Source organism: Priestia sp. BR_2 (genome assembly GCF_041954005.1).
In the GTDB taxonomy this organism is placed as follows: domain Bacteria; phylum Bacillota; class Bacilli; order Paenibacillales; family Paenibacillaceae; genus Paenibacillus_AQ; species Paenibacillus_AQ lautus_A.
On record NZ_JAVFHM010000188.1, the window covers coordinates 386,879 to 403,755 of the forward strand.

The following is a 16,877-nucleotide window of genomic DNA, read 5'->3' on the forward strand; positions in this document are numbered from 1 at the left end:
TAAATGGCTTTCTTCACAGGATATATTGACGATGAAAAGGAGATGAACCGGTTGACAACGATTCGATTAACGATGGCACAGGCGCTGCTGAAATTTTTGGATGCACAGTATGTTTCCGTCGATGGGGTGGAGACGAAGTTCGTGCGCGGGGTAATGGGAATCTTCGGCCACGGCAACGTGACCGGCCTTGGCGAGGCTTTGGAACGAAGCGCCGGGGATCTGGTTTATATGCAGGGCAAAAACGAACAGGGCATGGTGCACGCCGCAACGGCGTACGCCAAACAAAAGAACCGGCGGCAAATCTGGGCCTGCACTTCCTCCATCGGACCCGGCTCGCTGAATATGGTCACCGCGGCGGCAACGGCAACCGTGAACCGTATTCCGGTTCTGCTGCTGCCTGGGGACAACTTTGCCTGCCGCCAGCCTGATCCGGTACTTCAGCAGATCGAAGCCTCGTCGGACTACACCGTATCGGCCGCCGATGCATTCAAGCCGGTGAGCCGGTACTGGGACCGGATCTCCCGGCCGGAGCAGCTGATTGCGGCGGTCCGGCAGGCGATCCGCGTTTTGACGGATCCCGCGGAGACGGGAGCGGTCACGCTGGCGCTGCCGCAGGACGTGCAGGCTGAGGCTTACGATTACCCCGAATCGCTGTTCGAGAAAACCGTGCACGCGATCGACCGCCGACCGCCTGCGGCAGATGGACTGATGCGGGCGGCGGCGCGGTTTGCAGCAAGCAAGCGGCCGCTCATCATCGCCGGAGGCGGCGTGCACTACAGCGAGGCAACCGGGGATTTGGCAGCCTTTGCGGAAGCCTTCGGCATCCCGGTCGCAGAAACGCAGGCCGGTAAAAGCGCGCTTCCCTGGAATCACCCCCTGAACCTGGGGGCGATGGGCGTAACCGGCTCGCTGGCGGCGAACCGCGCAGCGGCAAAGGCCGATCTGATTATCGGCATCGGCACCCGCTATTCGGACTTTACGACGTCCTCCAAATGGGCGTTTCAACGGGAGGACGTATCGTTCCTGAACCTGAACGTCAACAGCGCGGACGGAGCCAAGCTCGGCGGCGAAGCGCTGATCGCCGATGCGAAGGAAGGGCTGCAGGCACTGAAGGAGATCCTGTCTCAAAAAGGCTATCAAGCCGGGTACGAAAAAGGCGAGCTTGCTGAGCTGAAAGCCGAGTGGGACAGTGAGGTAGACCGTCTGTACGCTGCGGAGCATCCCGACGGCTTGTCGCAGACGAGGGCGCTCGGCGTCATCAACGAGGTCATCTCCCCGTCATCGGTCATCGTCTGTGCGGCTGGCAGTCTTCCGGGAGATCTGCACCGGTTATGGAGACCGGCCGAACCGAAAACGTACCACATGGAATATGGTTTCTCCTGCATGGGATATGAGGTAAGCGGCGCCTTGGGCGTGGTCCTGGCGGAACCGGACCGCGAGGTCTATGCGCTGGTGGGGGACGGCAGTTATTTGATGATGCACTCGGAGCTGGTCACCAGCTTGCAGGAAGGTCGCAAGATAACGATACTGCTGTTCGACAACCACGGCTTCCAATGCATTCACAATTTGCAGCGGAGCAACGGCAGCGACGGCTTCGGCAACGAGTTCCGCCGCCGCGAGGAAGGCACGGGACGACTCACCGGCGATTATCTTCCGATTGATTTTGCCGCCCACGCACGCGCGCTAGGGGCTAAAGCCTACAAGGGCCGCACGCCGGCAGAACTGCATGCAGCGCTGCTTCAGGCACGGAAGGAAACGGTGACAACGCTGATCGAAATTCCGGTCGTTCCGGGAACGAACACCGACGGTTATGAGTCCTGGTGGCGCGTGGAGGTGCCGGAGGTATCTTCCTCTAACAAGGTAACCGATGCGCAGCGCCAGATGGCGGCTCGAAGCAAGGAAGCCAGGCCCTACTAAGCGGCAGCGCTGAAAGGCCTTTAACTTTATAGCCTAAGGATGTGGTTGATGACCGTCATCCAACGCGAAACATCTGCGCAGGAGAAAGCAAGCGCGGTGCGGACAAGAAAGGCTGTCAAGGTAGCCCTATAGACGGAAGGCCATGAAGGTGTTCGGGGCAAGAAAGCCGACTGCTAAGGGCACTTGAGCAAGGAAGCATGCCCCTACCTCACAAAGCAAAGGAGTGCTGGATATGAGCAACAGGCTGTTTAAGCTTGGGATCCATCCCATCAACTGGGTCGGCGAGGATGTAAAAGAGCATGGAGACGGCACGTCGTTTGAGACGATTGTGGACGATATTGCGGCTTTGGGGCTGAAAGGCACGGAGATGGGCCGTAAATTCCCGAAGGATCCTGCGGTTCTGAAGCGGGAGCTGGATGCCCGCGGTATCCAGCTGGTTTCCCAGTGGAAATCGGTGCTGTTCTCCGATCCCGATTACCGGAAGCAGGAGCTGGAGGACTACCGCCGGCATGCGGAGTTTCTGGCGGGGTTCGGCAGCAAAGTCATCAGCACGGCGGAGGTAGGCGGCTCGCTGCATTTCGATCCCCGCCGGACGCCGAATGAGAGCATCGTGCTCCGGTTGGATGACGCCGGATGGGAAAGCCTGGCGGAAGGGCTGAATCAGGCAGGGGAGATTGCGGCGAGTTACGGCATGAAGCTGGCTTATCATCATCATGGCGGTACGGTTGTGGAGCAGCCTTACGATGTCGACCGGCTGCTGGCCATGACCGACGCTTCGCTGGTGTCTCTCCTGTACGATACCGGTCATGCCTATTACGGGGGGAACGACCCGCTGGAGCTGCTCTGTAAGCATTATGACCGGATCGCGTATATCCACCTGAAGGATATCCGGCCTGATGTGCTGGAACAGGCGAGACTGGACAACTGCGATTTCGTAAGCTGCATCCGCAGGGGCGTGTTTACGGTTCCCGGCGATGGATGCATCGATTTCGCGCCGATAATCGGAGAGCTCGTTGAACGCGGCTATGACGGCTGGGCGATGCTGGAGGGTGAGCAGGATCCGGTGCTGCATCCGGCCAAGAAGTACGCTCAACGGGCGATTGAATACTTGGACAGCTTGGACGGACTGAAGAAGATACAGGGTTGAAGTCCACCTCTCGAGGGTCGAGCTTGGCTCAAGGCGACATGACTCCCGTTTGGGGAGGAATCGTAACTTACTCATCCCCCAGTAACGAACTCAAATGTGCGCGGCTTGAGCGGGGAGTGTTTACCGTTTGGAAATTTTTAACTGAAAGTATTACGAGCTGTAAGCGATACGGTCCATAGAAGAGCGGAGCCATGGAGTCAGAATCATATGGTTGCTCGGCCAGGGCCGATCCGAACGAGGAGGTTTATCCATGAGTGAAATCACGTTCAATAACGAAAAACCGATGGATTTCGTGGCCGTGGGCAGACTGTGCATCGACCTGAACGCCAATGAGATTAACCGGCCGATGGAAGAGACGAGCACGTTTACCAAATATGTGGGCGGATCCCCCGCCAATATCTGTATCGGGATGGCCCGCCTGGGCCTGAATACAGGCTTCATCGGCAAGGTGGCGGACGATCAGATGGGGCGTTTTATTACCAAGTATCTGGAGGATAACGGGATTGCGACGAACGGCGTCTCCACCGACCACACGGGGGCCGTAACGGGTCTGGCTTTTACCGAGATCAGGAGCCCGACCGATTGCAGCATTCTGATGTATCGGGACAACGCCGCGGACTTGCTGCTGGAGACGGGGGAAGTGAGCGAGGAGCTGATCGCATCCGCCAAAATGGTACTCATCTCCGGGACCGCGCTCGCGGCCAGCCCCTCCCGGGAAGCCGTGTTTCTGGCTCTGGACTATGCCAAGCGCCACGGCGCCGTGATCGCGTTCGACCTCGATTACCGTCCGTACACCTGGAAATCCCCGCAGGAGACGGCAACCTATTACAATTTAGCGGCGGAAAAATGCGACATTGTCCTCGGCACGCGCGAAGAGTTCGATATGATGGAGCAGTTCGGCGGGAACCCGGAACGAAGCGACCGCGTCACGGCTGCCAAGTGGTTTGATTACAGGGCCAAAATCGTCATTATCAAGCACGGCAAGGAGGGGTCCATCGCTTATACCCCCGGCGGTGCCAGCCATACGGCCCAAAGCTTTCCGGCGAAGGTCATCAAGACGTTCGGAGCGGGGGATTCGTATGCCGCCGGCCTCCTGTACGGCCTGATGCAGGGCTGGGCCATCGAACGCTGCATGGAGTTCGGAAGTGCTGCAGCGAGCATCGTCATCTCCAGCCACAGCTGCTCCGATGCGATGCCGACAAGCGCCGCGGTTCTCGATTATATCGAGCGCTGCAAGCGAGGCGAAATTACCGCCAATTCTTGAAGGAGCATTCATTATATATCCTGACTGATTCATCGAAAGGGGCCAACGCGCATGACGCAAATCCTGAACAATTATATCGGCGGAGAATTCGTGCCATCCCGATCGGAACGCAGCGATCCGGTCTACAACCCGGCGACGGAAGAAATCCTTGCTTACGTTCCGCTTTCCACCAAGGAGGATGTGGACCAGGCGGTGCAGGCCGCCGCCAAAGCCGGACGCGACTGGGCCAAGACCGCCGTGCCGCGACGCGCGCGGATTTTGTTCAAGTATCAGCAGCTGCTCGTGGAGCACTGGGAGGAGCTGGCACGCCTGATTACGGCGGAGAACGGCAAAAGCTATGCCGAAGCCTACGGCGAAGTCCAGCGCGGCATCGAATGCGTCGAGTTTGCCGCAGGCGCGCCGACGCTGATGATGGGCAAACAGCTTCCGGACATCGCCACCCATTTAGAATCCGGCATGTACCGGTATCCGGTCGGCGTTGTGGCCGGCATCACGCCGTTCAATTTTCCGATGATGGTGCCATGCTGGATGTTTCCGCTCGCCATCGCTTGCGGCAACGCGTTCGTGCTGAAGCCTTCGGAACGTACGCCGCTCCTGGCTCAGCGCCTGGCAGAGCTGTTCTCGGAAGCGGGCCTGCCGGACGGCGTCCTGAACCTCGTTCACGGCGCCCATGATGTAGTCAACGCTTTGCTGGAGCATCCCGGCATCGCCGCCGTGTCCTTCGTCGGCTCCCAACCGGTGGCGGAGCATGTGTACAAAACCGCTTCTTCCCATGGCAAGCGCGTGCAGGCCTTGGCCGGAGCAAAAAACCACAGCATCGTGATGCCGACAGCCGATTTGGACGCCGCCGTCACCCAGATCGTCAGCGCTGCCTTCGGCTCTGCCGGTGAGCGCTGCATGGCCTGCTCCGTGGTGGTGGCCGTAGGGGACGTAGCGGAGCCGCTGATCGCGAAGCTGAAGCAGGCGGCCGATGAAATCTCCATCGGCAACGGAGCGGACGAAGGCGTCTTCCTGGGGCCGGTGATCCGGCAAGCCCACAAGGAGCGCACGCTCTTTTATATCGAAGCGGGCGAGCGGGAAGGAGCGAAGCTGATTCGTGACGGCCGCGCGGACGAGGCCGTGAACGGGGCCGGATATTTCGTCGGACCGACGATTTTCGATGAAGTGACAAGCGAAATGAAGATTTGGAAGGACGAAATTTTCGCCCCGGTGTTGTCCATCATGCGGGCGGAAACACTGGATGCGGCCATCGACATATCGAACCGCTCCGATTTCGCCAACGGGGCTTGTCTGTTCACGCAGGACGGCAGCGATGTGCGCCTGTTCCGCGAACATATCGATGCCGGCATGCTGGGCGTAAACCTCGGCGTTCCTGCGCCGATGGCTTTCTTTCCGTTCTCCGGCTGGAAAAACTCCTTCTATGGAGACCTGCATGCCAACGGCACGGACGGCGTGGAATTCTATACCCGCAAAAAAATGGTGACGGCGCGCTGGTAGCCCTGAAGCAGAGGAGACGTTCATATGAAAACCATTCATATCGGAATCATCGGTGCCGGACGAATCGGCAAAATCCATGCGGATAACCTGCTGCGCATCCCCGGCGCGAAAATATCGGCCATCGGCGACCTGTTCGCCGGCGATGAGCTGCGTGCCTGGGCGGCGTCGCGGGGCATCCCCGTCGTCACAAACAACAGCATCGAAATCTTGGAAAGCCCGGATATCGATGCCGTGTTGATCTGCTCCTCGACGGATACGCATGTCCCGTTCATTAAGCAGGCTGCCGCAAACGGCAAGCATATTTTCTGCGAGAAGCCGGTCAGTTTGAGCGTGGACCAGACCCTCGAAGCGCTGGCGGCCGTAAAAGCGGCAGGCGTTAGCCTGCAGATCGGCTTCAACCGCAGGTTCGACCACAACTTCAGACGCGTTCGGGAGATTGTATCCGAGGGAAGGATCGGGGAACCGCATCTGATCAAGATAACCTCGCGCGATCCGAACCCGCCGCATCCGGAATATATTAAAGGTTCCGGCGGCCTGTTTATGGATATGGTGATTCATGATTTTGACATCGCCCGTTACCTATCGGGCAGCGAGGTGGTCGAGGTGTTTGCCCAAGGCGCGGTGCTGGTGGACCCCGCCATCGGCGAGCAGGGCGATATTGACACAGCCGTGACGATGCTTCGGTTTGAAAACGGCGCGCTCGGCGTCATCGACAACAGCCGCCAAGCCGTCTACGGGTATGATCAGCGGGTGGAGGTATTCGGCTCCGGCGGCAGCGTGACCGCTGACAACGATTATCCGAGCACCACGGTGGTCAGCGGCCCGGAAGGCGTCACCCGTGACAAGCCGTTGTATTTCTTTCTGGAACGGTACACGGAAGCGTACATGAACGAGGCGAAGCAGTTTATCGAAAGCCTTCAGAACGGCACGCCAGTGCCGGTTAGCGGTCACGACGGCCTGCAGGCGGAGCTGATTGCGCTGGCGGCTAAACGCTCGCTGGAACAGGGCCGTCCGGTGAAGCTGGCCGAGCTGACCGCCGGTACTTCAGTGGGTTAATAGCTTCGTGATTAGCAGATCTGATCCACGACAAAGGAGGAGAAAGACCATGCCGAACTTCATTGTACCCGCAACGACTCCGGACCGGGACGGATGCGTGCTGTCGATTACGCCGCAGACGGCAGGATGGGAGTACGTAGGCTTCCAGGTTTTCCGTTTGAGCGAAGGCCAGACGCTGAGCCGGGCCACGGGAGATCAGGAGGCGGCCCTTGTTCTGCTGTCCGGGCGGGCCGACGTGAAGGCCGCGGGAGAAAGCTGGGACAACATTGGCAAACGCATGAGCGTGTTCGAAAAGACGCCCCCCTATACCGTTTATGTGCCTTCGCAACAGCAATATGAGGTCAAGGCTCTTACTGAAACGGAGCTGGCGGTGTGCCTTGCCCCGGGGCAAGGGAATCATCGGGCACGTCTGATTGAGCCGCAGGATGTGGGCGTCGAGAACCGGGGCAGCGGCAGCATGTCGCGCCTGGTGCACAATATTCTGCCGGAGCAAAAGCCGGCCGACAGTTTGCTGGTGGTCGAGGTATTCACGGACGGAGGCAACTGGTCCAGTTACCCGCCCCACAAGCATGACCGCGACGAGCTGCCGGAGGAGTCGCTGCTGGAGGAAACCTACTATTTCCGGATTGAGCCGGAGCAGGGGTTTGCCGTGCAGCGGGTCTACACGGATGACCGGTCGCTGAACGAAACGATGGCGGTCAAAGACGGCGAGGCCGTGATGGTGCCTGAAGGCTACCATCCGGTTTCCGCCCCTCCGGGTTATGACGTATATTACCTGAACGTCATGGCAGGTCCGAAGCGAATATGGAAATTCCGCAACGACCCGGATCATGACTGGCTGATGAGATAAAGTCAGATAAGATCCAGGCAAGGGTTCTTGATTGAATGTCTGCAGGCGGCATTAACGATAAATCGGCCTTGCGCTAAAAGAGAGGAAGGCGCATAATAAATTGAAATTCCAAAATTAAACAAATGGAGCACAAGGGATGATAAGAGCGACTATTTATGACGTTGCGCGCGAAGCCGGCGTCTCCATTGCCACCGTTTCTCATGTCATCAACGGCAAAGGCAAGATCAGCCGCGAACGGCGTGAGGAAATTCTGGATATCATGAAGCGCCTGAACTATCGGCCGAACGCGATTGCTTCCGCCCTCGCCGGCAAAAGAACCTTTACTCTTGGATTGCTCGTTCCCGATATCTCCAACCCGTTTTTTGCCGAGATGGCTCGCTCCGTCGAGGATCAAGGACATCAGCTCGGTTACAGCGTGATCATCTGCAGCACGGACAACCAAGAAGAGAAAGTAAAGCGCTACGTTAATCTGTTGAGGCAGAAGCAAGTGGATGGCGTGATTATCGGGACGGGTATATCCCATGGCGAGCTGCTTAAGCCGCTTCAAGAGCATTCGCTGGCGATAGCGCTTATTGCCCGGGACAATCCTGCGCTTGATGCCAGCAGCGTCCGGGTACATGACCTGGAGGGAGGACGGCTGGCTGCGGAGCATCTGCTACAATTGGGTCATCGCAGACTCGCAGTGCTTGCTGAGAATGAACGGGTGACAAGCAGCAGCGAGCGGGTAAGGGGATTTGTTGAAGCTGCCGCTTCACACGGTTTGGAGCTGTCCCCCGGCTGTATTACGGCCTGTGACCATAAGATCGAGGATGGTTACCGACGAGCTAAAGCCATGCTGGAGCTAGCGGTAAGACCCACGGCACTGTTCTGCTGCAACGACCTGCTGGCGGTCGGTGCCCTTCGGGCGGCCCGCGAACTCGGACTGCGCGTACCGGAGGAATGTTCGGTCGTCAGCTTTGACGATACGATTCTGGCCAGCGTAACCGATCCGCCGCTGACCGTTATTGCCCAGCCGATCGAGCAGATGGGCCGCATGGCGGTTGATCTTGTCGTAAGGGGGCTGTCCGGCAAGGGTGATCCTGCCCGTCGAATCGTGCTCCCCCCGGAGCTGATCGTCCGCCAATCGACGACCCTGCCGCCGGCTTAAGATGTTTCGATCCTGACGGTAATCTAAACCTCCTGTCCATTTGCTACAGCAATGGGGGCGTTTGATCACGGTTTATTGAGGAGGATCGGCAAATTGGTTCAGATGCAAAATTGATCGGCTTCAAGAATAGGCCGTCTCCAAGGGGAGTTTCAAGCTCCCTGTGGAGACGGCCTTTGGCTTTTCTATTGAATTGCGCAAGTTAACGACTATGTTGCTTGAGTTCGCAGTCATTAAACTAAGGTCAGCATTTTTTTACCGAAATTTGCATCTTCCAGCAATGGGCGGCCGATGGCTATCATATCTGCCATCCCATCTGCTAGAATGAAATTGGCGAACGCCTGGGTGCGTATATTGCCGACCGCGATTACCGGAATGTTTACATATTGTTTGATCACCGCCGCATAAGGTGTTTGGTAGCCTTCCGGCGTGGCTAAAGGCGCAGCAGGAACGAGACCGCCTGAAGATACATGCACGGCATCCAGTTCGGACTGAAGGTACGTCAAGGCCAGCGCAACCTCTGCCGGCGTCAGGCCGCCATCGGCAAAGTCGGATGCAGAAACCCGCAATTGCACCGGGTAGGCGTTTCCTACTTCGGTACGGATGCCCGCCAGAACTTCCTGGATGAAGCGGACTCTGTTTTCAAGGCTCCCACCATATGCGTCCGTTCGCCGATTCGACAGCGGAGAGAGGAATTGGTGGAGGAGATGACCATGGGCGGCATGAAGCTCGATTCCATCAAAGCCGGCCTGGAGGCTTCGGCGGGCAGCCATCCGGAACTGGTCGATGACCGCGTTAATGTCCGCTTGGGACATCGTTTCGGGAAGTCCATATTGATCATCGTAGGCAATCGCACTAGGAGCCAGACTTTTTTCGGTGACGGTAGGCCATGCTTTTCTGCCAGCGTGGGTCAATTGGATGAAGATCGGCGTTCCTTTCGCATGGACCGCATCGACAATTCTGCGTAGGGAAGCTGCATGCAGTTCGGTATATATTCCAATATCGTCCGGGAACAACCGGCCGTTTGCCGACACGACGGTAGATTCGATAATGATCATACTGACATGTTCCGCCCGTTCACTGTAAAATTTCACATGATAATCGGTTGCATGAGAATCCGGCGTTCCTTGATTTTGCTGCATAGGAGCCATGATCATTCGGTTCTTCAATTGTAAGGTTCCGATTCGTATGGAATCGTGCAGGCTGATCGTCATTGTATTTACCTCCTAGAATGTGGCTTGTTAACCTAGTTCCATTGTATAAATCAGAGCCGTATAGTTACAGATGATAATCAAGGAATTCCTACCGTAATACTTTGAAATCATAGCTGTTTCGTACATTCGACTTGGAAATTGTAGTTGGGAAGGCAGGGAGTGTGTAATCATGGATCAAATTGATCTTCAAATCTTGGAGCTGTTAAAGCATAATGCAAGAATCTCCTTCTCCGAATTGGGGAGAAAGGTCAACATGACGCAGCCTGCGGTATCCGAGCGTGTGAAGCGTTTGGAGGAGAAAGGCGTAATTACAGAGTATCGTACGGTTCTTTCAGCTGAAAAAATGGGGAAGGGCGTAACGGCCTTCATCCTGATCCAGGCCAGTCATTGCGGCCGTCTGACGACATTCGCCAAACAATCGCAGGAGGTCGTCGAGATATACCAAGTCAGCGGTCAATACAATTTTCTGATGAAAATCGAAACAGGTTCGATGAAGTCTCTCGAAACCTTTATCTATCAGTGCAGCGAGTATGGGCATACAACGACGATGACGGTCCTATCCATGCCTTTAGACCAACATGAATAAGAATCCGGTTGTAAGAAAAGCGGGTTCATGATCGATTAACCGCTGAGGAACCTGTGAAGGAAAGGAGAAAGCGTATTTTAAATGGTGTTCTATGGCAGATCGACGTTGAAAAACCATGAATCCTTTCACTTGCTTAAGAAAGGGCTCATGGTTTTTCTACTTCCTTATCAAGGTTATCAACGCCGATTTCATGTAGGGTCCGTCCGCTTGATCTGCGTCCTAACGCTTCGCGGCCTCCAGTTGATCATAAGAATCAGCTGATCCCTCATATAAGGGACGGAATAGTGGAAATTGTTCTCGATCCAGTGGAATACCAGACCGATTAAGGCGTTCATATTATAAATGATGAGAAGTTCATGATTGAGCTCTTCGCCCGGATAGTCCAAATCCTCCAAGGCGATTTGCTTAAGGGCGGTGAACATTTTATCCCGGACCAGCGGCAGCACATCGCTTTTGAACAGGGACGTGTACACGCCGGCATTTTGATGGATATGGTCGAATATTTTGACCGCGTTGGCGGGCAGCTCATCGATATGAAAAACGTCGACATCCCCGTATGGAGCTCTAAATGAAGCGATTAGCTCCTCCATGAGCGGAGTCAGGATATCATCCAGCAGAGCCTCTTTGTTGTCATAGTGGGTATAGAAGGTACCTCGATTATAGTTGGCCGATTCGACGATTTCCGTGATGGAAATGCTGGAGAAGCTTTTTTGCGAGAGCAGCGACAGCAGCGACTGCTTTAAAGCCTCTTTGCTGCGGACGATGCGCCGGTCGCTCCTTTTTCTGTTCGTTTGCATAGGCAAGAGTCCTTTCGGTGAAAATATAACGAATTTAATTATTTCAAATATAAACAGATCCCCGTATTTTGTTCGTTAACGCACACTTTTGCGTTTTTTAATGATTGTGACCTATATCATACTTTGATTATACTAGATTTGACATATGTCTGGTATTGAACAGCTGTTGATATATTGTGCCTGATATTAAAATTTGATCAACGAATAATGGGGGTATGAAGCATGAGATTATCTGGTAAAGTTGCGATTGTAACCGGGGCTGCTTCCGGAATGGGAAAAGCGACGGCAGAATTGTTTGCTGCAGAAGGCGCAAAAGTCGTGGTGTCCGACCTTCGGCTTGAGGCGGCGCAAGCCGTAGTGGACGGAATCGCAGCGAATGGCGGCACGGCCTTGGCTGTGGCCGCGAATGTTGCCAAGGAAGAAGAAGTGCAGCAGTTGGTGGACGCCACCGTTAAAGAATACGGAACGCTTGATATCTTGATCAACAATGCCGGCATCATGGACAATTTCGTGCCGGCAGCGGACGTGACGGATGAGCTGTGGGACCGCGTATTCGCCATCAACGCAACGGGGCCGATGAGAACCATTCGTAAAGCATTGCCGATCTTCTTGGAGAAGAAAAGCGGAGTCATTGTGAACATTGCTTCTGCCGGAGGCCTGATGGGGTCCAGGGCAGGCGCTTCGTATACGGCGGCCAAACATGCCGTGGTCGGCTTGACCAAAAATGTCGGCTTCCAGTATGCGACGCAGGGCATCCGCTGTAATGCGGTTGCTCCGGGCGGCGTCAGCACCAATATCGGCACCACCATCAACGCGCCGAATTCGTTCGGCATGGAACGAGCCATGGCCGGCATGAACCTGAACCCGCGGGCGGGCGAACCGGAAGAGATCGCGAAGGTGGTATTGTTCCTCGCTTCGGACGAAGCCAGCTTTGTCAACGGCACCGTCGTCACAGCCGATGCCGGCTGGACTGCTTATTAATACGAAACGGCTGGTTAAATAGGCTTCCTAAAGGACACTCTTTAGGGGGCCTTTTTATGATCCAGGCAAAAGGCTGAAACTTTACCGCCTCATTAATAAACCATTGGTATTCTACATAACCTAAACCCGTCTATTGAAAGGCAGTGAATGTTACATAGATGAATCCCCTCAGAAAAGGAGCGAATGCAGGGTGGAAATATTTTTAATGGTCCTTATTTTTCTGGTTTTGATCGGGATCTCCAATATGATCCATCGATTTCTGCCGTTCATTCCGGTCCCGCTGATCCAGATCGCCCTCGGAATCGGGGTGGCCTATGTCCAAGGTTTTCATCATGTGCCGCTGAATCCCGAATTGTTCATGGTTCTGTTCATCGCGCCGCTCTTGTTCAATGATGGAAAGCTGACCCCGCGCGACGAGTTATGGAAGCTGAGATCGTACATCCTGCTGCTGGCGCTGGGTCTCGTATTTGCTACGGTCTTCATCGCGGGGCCTTTCATTCACTGGCTCATTCCGGCAATCCCGTTATCGGCGGCCTTCGCCTTGGCAGCGATACTGTCGCCTACGGACGCGGTAGCGGTAGGCTCCTTGTCGGGTAGAGTGAAGCTGCCGGGTAAAATCATGCATTTGCTTGAAGGCGAAGCGCTGATGAATGATGCATCCGGTCTGGTTGCATTCAACTTTGCAATTGCAGCAACGGTGACGGGTTATTTCTCCCTGACGAAGGCTATCGGCAGTTTTTTGGTTATCGCGGTCGGAGGAATCATCATCGGTGCATTGCTGGGTTTTCTTGTGATCTGGTTCAGAATGCTGCTGCGCCGGCTCGGTATGGAGGATGTCACGCTTCATATGCTGATCATCATCCTGACGCCGTTTATCATTTACCTCATAGCCGAGGAGTTTCATGTATCCGGGATTCTGGCCGTCGTTGCGGCGGGCGTCACCCACGCAGTGGAGAGGGATCGCATGCGCTCGGCGTCCATCAAGCTCAGAGTGGTATCGGACAGCACCTGGTCCGTCATTCTTTTTACGCTAAACGGATTAGTGTTCATTCTGCTAGGGCATGAAATTCCGGGCGTCGTGAATCAAATATGGAGTGACCCTGCCTATAATAACGGACAAGTCGTCGGTTACATATTTCTGATAACGGCTGTGCTGATATTGCTGCGATTCGCATGGGTATGGGTATCAACGAACCGTCAGTTCAAATCTTCCCTGCTGACGGCCCTCTCGGGCGTTAGGGGAGCATTGACGCTGGCCGCGGCCTTCTCCATTCCGCTGACCCTTGCGGACAACCGTCCTTTTCCGGAGCGAAGCTTGATGCTGTTTATCTGTGCGGGCGTCATTCTCTTAACCCTGGTGATCGCGAGTGTCCTGCTCCCGCTGTTGACCCGGGAAAAAAATGCCGATACGGCGACGATGATCGATCCTGGAAAAGAAGCACGGATTCAAATGCTCCAGGCGGGTCTTCGCACCGTACGGGAAGAAATGACCGACGAGAACAAGGAAGAGGCAGTCCAGCTCATCTATGCGTATACCAAGCGGCTTCAGCAATCTCATATCACGGATAAGAGCGACATGAAGGAGTTCTGGGAAGCCACGATCGCAGTTAGAAAAATCGGCCTGGCGGCGGAGCGAAGCGTTGCCGAAGCATGGCTTAAGGAACATAAAGCCTCAACGCGAGCAGCCGAGCTGTTCCTATCCTCGCTTGACAGAGTCGAAATGCTGCTTGCCAGCCGATACAAAATCAAGCTGTTAATGAGAACATTATGGCAGAATTTGAAGCGCTTGCTGACAAACAACGAGCCCAAAGAAGTGCCGATGTCTCCGGATCATCCGGATTGGGACCAGTATAAGGCGTTGAAGCTCGAGGCCATTCGTGCGGCGATCGTCGCGATTCAAGCGGTGAAGCCGGCGGAGAAGAAGGAAATCTTGCAAGCGGTAATCGCGGATTATCGTGCAATGGAGCATTTTCTCCAGAACGATCGCGTTTGGAGCCGAATAAAACAGAAGCTGAGCAGTGAACGCATGGAACTGGAACTTAAAGCGATTCAATCCGAGCGTAACGAGATTCAGAGCATGTTCGAGCAAGGCGATATAGACCGGACGCAGGCAAGCCAGCTTAGAATGGACGTGAATTACCGGGAGGCGAATTTGTTTGAGTCGCAAGCGCTGGTCGAGGACGAGGGCCATTAAGCAGCGGCCCTTATGTTCTTGAAGGAGTGTCAGGATTACGTTACAATAATGAAAAGCTGGATGGGAACATCTGCTTCTGCCGGTGAGTACCCATTCAAGGGCTTTTTATTCTAAAAAGGGGGTAGGAACATGAGCATAAATAAAGAAGCGGCCTCCAAAAAATCGACAATGGCCTGCCCGTCCACCTATAAAACCTTCAGTATTGCCGTGCAAGCGCTTGTGACCCTTGAGCGTCACTCCGGCAAGTGTTCTAGCGGCGATATCGCATCGTATCTCCACTCGGAGTCGACGTTGATTCGGCGCGTGCTGAAAACTCTTGCCCAAGCGGATCTGATTGAATCGCGTGAAGGAAGGGACGGGGGATACCGTCTGAGGAAGAATGCCCACGATATTTCGCTGGCTGAAGTATACTCGATTCTTCAGGTTCACAGCTCGATTAGCGACAGCATGCTGGACGCGGCAGCAGGGCATTGTTTTGCCGAGGAAATCAAGGAGTCCTTTGCCGGCATCTTGTCCGAGATTGAGGAGAGCACCTTGAAAATACTGGAGTCGCGCACGATCGCGGACATCGCTCAATGAACCCTTCTAAATTGGGTTGACAAAGAATTTAGGTGTGCTTTATACTGTGCATTAAACAACACAGTTAAGCCGCGATATAAACTGTGCAGAATATTGCACAATATAAATTTGGAGGGATAACCATGTCTGCAACAACGACAACAAAACCCGATTTTCAAACGGTGATTCAGGAACGCCACTCGGTTCGTCAATACGACCCATCGGTGAAGATTCCAAGAGAAGAGATGGAAGCGATCTTGAAGGATGCTACACTTGCGCCTTCTTCAAGCAACCTGCAGCCATGGCGTTTTCTTGTGATCGATGATGCGGACCTCTTGAAGAAGCTGCATCCGATCGCCAACAATCAGGAGCATGTTCTTCAAGCATCGGCCGTCATCGCTGTATTGGGCGATCTGAAATGGTATGAGAAGGGCGAGAAAATTTATTCCATGTCTGAAGAAGCCGGTTATATGACCGAAGAGGTGAAGCAGCGCTTCATTCATACGGCCGAAAATATGTATGCGAACCTGGCTCCGTCCATTAAGGAAAGTATCGTGGACGTGGATGCCGGACTGATCTCCATGCAGCTGATGCTGAGCGCTCGCGCCAGAGGATACGATACCGTTCCGATGGGCGGATATAACAAGGATCGGTTTGTGGAGGAGTTCCATATTCCTTCCCATTACCGCAGCGTGATGCTGATCGCCATCGGGAAAGCAGCCGCTCCAGGCCGTCCGACGGTAAGATTGCCGCTAGAAGACGTTGCGTTCTGGAATGAAATCTAAACAGGCATCAAAAAGAACGGAGGTCATTAACAGATCTCCGTTCTTTTTGGTTGTAGTCGTTGAAACTCTTCTAGTCTAGAAATTTGCCCGATTATGCTTGGAATTACACATCGAGATTCTCGTTGGAAGGCCTTACAGCCCCATGCAGGAATAAATCAACGATGTCAACAGCCATATCACGGGAGCTGGCATAACCGCTTCGGGTGTCTTCACGATTGCCCAGCATCAGCATGGCCGAGAAAGCCTGTGCCATTAGCAAGGCGTTGCCTTCCCGAAGTTCGCCGGATTGCATGGCTTGATGAATCTGTTCGGCAAGGACTTCATGAATCCGCTGTTCCGCCTCACGGATAGCGGCCATTTGCTCCTTAGACAAAAAAGGCTCCGCTTCCCGCATCATGGTCTCCATTTCGGCATGAGGCTTGGCAATCTTCGCTTCGGCTACCCGGATCAATCCAGCCTCTAGGGTATCTGCTTCCTGCAAAAAGCGATGTGTAGAAGCATAAGCTTTATCTAGAATCGTGGTTACCGCTATTTTAAACAGCTCGGGTTTACTTGTGAAATGATAATAGATGGAAGCCTTGGTCACTTGGCAAGCCTTCGCGATCTGCTGCAACGATACGGACTCGTAGCCATTCTCCATGAACAATTTGGAGGCGGTCCAGAGGATCGTTTCCTGGATGGGAATCTGATCGGCAGCTGCTTTGGGACGTCCGGGATTTCGGGGGTTACGTATTTTTGTCATGATGACCTCCTGTGTATAGTGTAAGACATGAGGGGCGCATTTTCAAAATAAATATTGAATATTAACCGACCGGTATATATAATTAATTTGCAATGTTATATCGAAAGGTTTACGAAGGAAGAACCATGATGAAGTACAAAGACTA

15 protein-coding genes are annotated in these 16,877 nt (G+C 54.5%); 12 read left to right on the forward strand and 3 right to left on the reverse strand.

Annotated features, from left to right (window positions below; genetic code table 11):
- Window positions 1–51: 51 nt before the first annotated feature.
- The 7 genes from iolD to RB298_RS12105 all read left to right on the forward strand — a co-directional run bounded on the left by iolD (window position 52) and on the right by RB298_RS12105 (window position 8,878).
- Window positions 52–1,917, forward strand: coding sequence for a 3D-(3,5/4)-trihydroxycyclohexane-1,2-dione acylhydrolase (decyclizing) (gene iolD / locus RB298_RS12075; protein ID WP_486047166.1), 1,866 nt, complete (start codon window positions 52–54; stop codon window positions 1,915–1,917).
- A gap of 232 nt (window positions 1,918–2,149) precedes the next feature.
- Window positions 2,150–3,064: a myo-inosose-2 dehydratase gene (gene iolE, locus RB298_RS12080; protein WP_486047167.1), complete on the forward strand. Its 915-nt coding sequence runs from the start codon at window positions 2,150–2,152 to the stop codon at window positions 3,062–3,064.
- 250 nt (window positions 3,065–3,314) lie between these two features.
- Window positions 3,315–4,328 (forward strand): 5-dehydro-2-deoxygluconokinase, encoded by a 1,014-nt coding sequence (gene iolC / locus RB298_RS12085; RefSeq protein ID WP_486047168.1) that lies wholly within the window; start codon window positions 3,315–3,317, stop codon window positions 4,326–4,328.
- 51 nt (window positions 4,329–4,379) lie between these two features.
- Window positions 4,380–5,825: a CoA-acylating methylmalonate-semialdehyde dehydrogenase gene (locus RB298_RS12090; RefSeq protein WP_486047169.1), complete on the forward strand. Its 1,446-nt coding sequence runs from the start codon at window positions 4,380–4,382 to the stop codon at window positions 5,823–5,825.
- Window positions 5,826–5,849: 24 nt separating this feature from the next.
- Window positions 5,850–6,881, forward strand: a complete 1,032-nt coding sequence (gene iolG, locus RB298_RS12095; protein WP_486047170.1) for an inositol 2-dehydrogenase — start codon at window positions 5,850–5,852, stop codon at window positions 6,879–6,881.
- A 49-nt stretch (window positions 6,882–6,930) separates the two neighbouring features.
- Entirely contained in the window at window positions 6,931–7,731 is an 801-nt protein-coding gene (iolB, locus tag RB298_RS12100) for a 5-deoxy-glucuronate isomerase (protein WP_375120118.1), read from the forward strand.
- A gap of 136 nt (window positions 7,732–7,867) precedes the next feature.
- Window positions 7,868–8,878 carry a LacI family DNA-binding transcriptional regulator gene (locus tag RB298_RS12105; RefSeq protein WP_486047171.1) on the forward strand — a complete coding sequence of 337 codons (1,011 nt, stop codon included), beginning with the start codon at window positions 7,868–7,870 and terminating at the stop codon, window positions 8,876–8,878.
- 230 nt (window positions 8,879–9,108) lie between these two features.
- Here the strand turns inward: RB298_RS12105 and RB298_RS12110 are convergent, their stop codons facing one another.
- Window positions 9,109–10,089, reverse strand: a complete 981-nt coding sequence (locus RB298_RS12110; protein WP_096774173.1) for an oxidoreductase — start codon at window positions 10,087–10,089, stop codon at window positions 9,109–9,111.
- A gap of 169 nt (window positions 10,090–10,258) precedes the next feature.
- Here RB298_RS12110 and RB298_RS12115 point away from each other — a divergent pair, with 169 nt between their 5' ends.
- On the forward strand, window positions 10,259–10,675 hold the full coding sequence (locus RB298_RS12115; protein WP_486047172.1) for an Lrp/AsnC family transcriptional regulator: 417 nt from the start codon (window positions 10,259–10,261) through the stop codon (window positions 10,673–10,675).
- A gap of 188 nt (window positions 10,676–10,863) precedes the next feature.
- Here RB298_RS12115 and RB298_RS12120 read toward each other — a convergent pair whose 3' ends face one another.
- The gene (locus RB298_RS12120) at window positions 10,864–11,472 is read right to left on the reverse strand and encodes a TetR/AcrR family transcriptional regulator (RefSeq protein ID WP_015735877.1); all 609 of its coding nucleotides are present in this window, start codon (window positions 11,470–11,472) and stop codon (window positions 10,864–10,866) included.
- Between the two features lie 222 nt (window positions 11,473–11,694).
- On the opposite strand from RB298_RS12120, the gene RB298_RS12125 reads away from it, so the two are divergent.
- The 4 genes from RB298_RS12125 (at window position 11,695) to RB298_RS12140 (ending at window position 15,990) form a co-directional block, all read left to right on the forward strand.
- Window positions 11,695–12,453, forward strand: coding sequence for an SDR family oxidoreductase (locus RB298_RS12125; protein WP_096774172.1), 759 nt, complete (start codon window positions 11,695–11,697; stop codon window positions 12,451–12,453).
- A 190-nt stretch (window positions 12,454–12,643) separates the two neighbouring features.
- On the forward strand, window positions 12,644–14,647 hold the full coding sequence (locus tag RB298_RS12130; protein ID WP_486047173.1) for a Na+/H+ antiporter: 2,004 nt from the start codon (window positions 12,644–12,646) through the stop codon (window positions 14,645–14,647).
- 129 nt (window positions 14,648–14,776) lie between these two features.
- A complete protein-coding gene (locus RB298_RS12135; protein ID WP_096774170.1) occupies window positions 14,777–15,226 on the forward strand; it encodes an RrF2 family transcriptional regulator in 450 nt (149 codons plus the stop codon).
- A 122-nt stretch (window positions 15,227–15,348) separates the two neighbouring features.
- A complete protein-coding gene (locus RB298_RS12140; RefSeq protein ID WP_090908614.1) occupies window positions 15,349–15,990 on the forward strand; it encodes a nitroreductase family protein in 642 nt (213 codons plus the stop codon).
- A gap of 103 nt (window positions 15,991–16,093) precedes the next feature.
- On the opposite strand, the gene RB298_RS12145 is transcribed toward RB298_RS12140, so the two are convergent.
- The gene (locus RB298_RS12145) at window positions 16,094–16,732 is read right to left on the reverse strand and encodes a TetR/AcrR family transcriptional regulator (RefSeq protein WP_192571537.1); all 639 of its coding nucleotides are present in this window, start codon (window positions 16,730–16,732) and stop codon (window positions 16,094–16,096) included.
- Between the last annotated feature and the right edge of the window lie 145 nt (window positions 16,733–16,877).

Bases quoted from the DNA above. Each gene is read 5' to 3' on its own strand.
- iolE (WP_486047167.1), top strand. From the start codon at position 2,150: ATGAGCAACAGGCTGTTTAAGCTTGGGATCCATCCCATCAACTGGGTC.
- RB298_RS12105 (WP_486047171.1), top strand. From the start codon at position 7,868: ATGATAAGAGCGACTATTTATGACGTTGCGCGCGAAGCCGGCGTCTCC.
- RB298_RS12135 (WP_096774170.1), top strand. From the start codon at position 14,777: ATGAGCATAAATAAAGAAGCGGCCTCCAAAAAATCGACAATGGCCTGC.
- iolB (WP_375120118.1), top strand. From the start codon at position 6,931: ATGCCGAACTTCATTGTACCCGCAACGACTCCGGACCGGGACGGATGC.
- RB298_RS12115 (WP_486047172.1), top strand. From the start codon at position 10,259: ATGGATCAAATTGATCTTCAAATCTTGGAGCTGTTAAAGCATAATGCA.
- RB298_RS12110 (WP_096774173.1), bottom strand. From the start codon at position 10,089: ATGACGATCAGCCTGCACGATTCCATACGAATCGGAACCTTACAATTG.
- iolG (WP_486047170.1), top strand. From the start codon at position 5,850: ATGAAAACCATTCATATCGGAATCATCGGTGCCGGACGAATCGGCAAA.
- RB298_RS12145 (WP_192571537.1), bottom strand. From the start codon at position 16,732: ATGACAAAAATACGTAACCCCCGAAATCCCGGACGTCCCAAAGCAGCT.
- RB298_RS12090 (WP_486047169.1), top strand. From the start codon at position 4,380: ATGACGCAAATCCTGAACAATTATATCGGCGGAGAATTCGTGCCATCC.
- RB298_RS12120 (WP_015735877.1), bottom strand. From the start codon at position 11,472: ATGCAAACGAACAGAAAAAGGAGCGACCGGCGCATCGTCCGCAGCAAA.
- iolC (WP_486047168.1), top strand. From the start codon at position 3,315: ATGAGTGAAATCACGTTCAATAACGAAAAACCGATGGATTTCGTGGCC.
- RB298_RS12125 (WP_096774172.1), top strand. From the start codon at position 11,695: ATGAGATTATCTGGTAAAGTTGCGATTGTAACCGGGGCTGCTTCCGGA.
- RB298_RS12140 (WP_090908614.1), top strand. From the start codon at position 15,349: ATGTCTGCAACAACGACAACAAAACCCGATTTTCAAACGGTGATTCAG.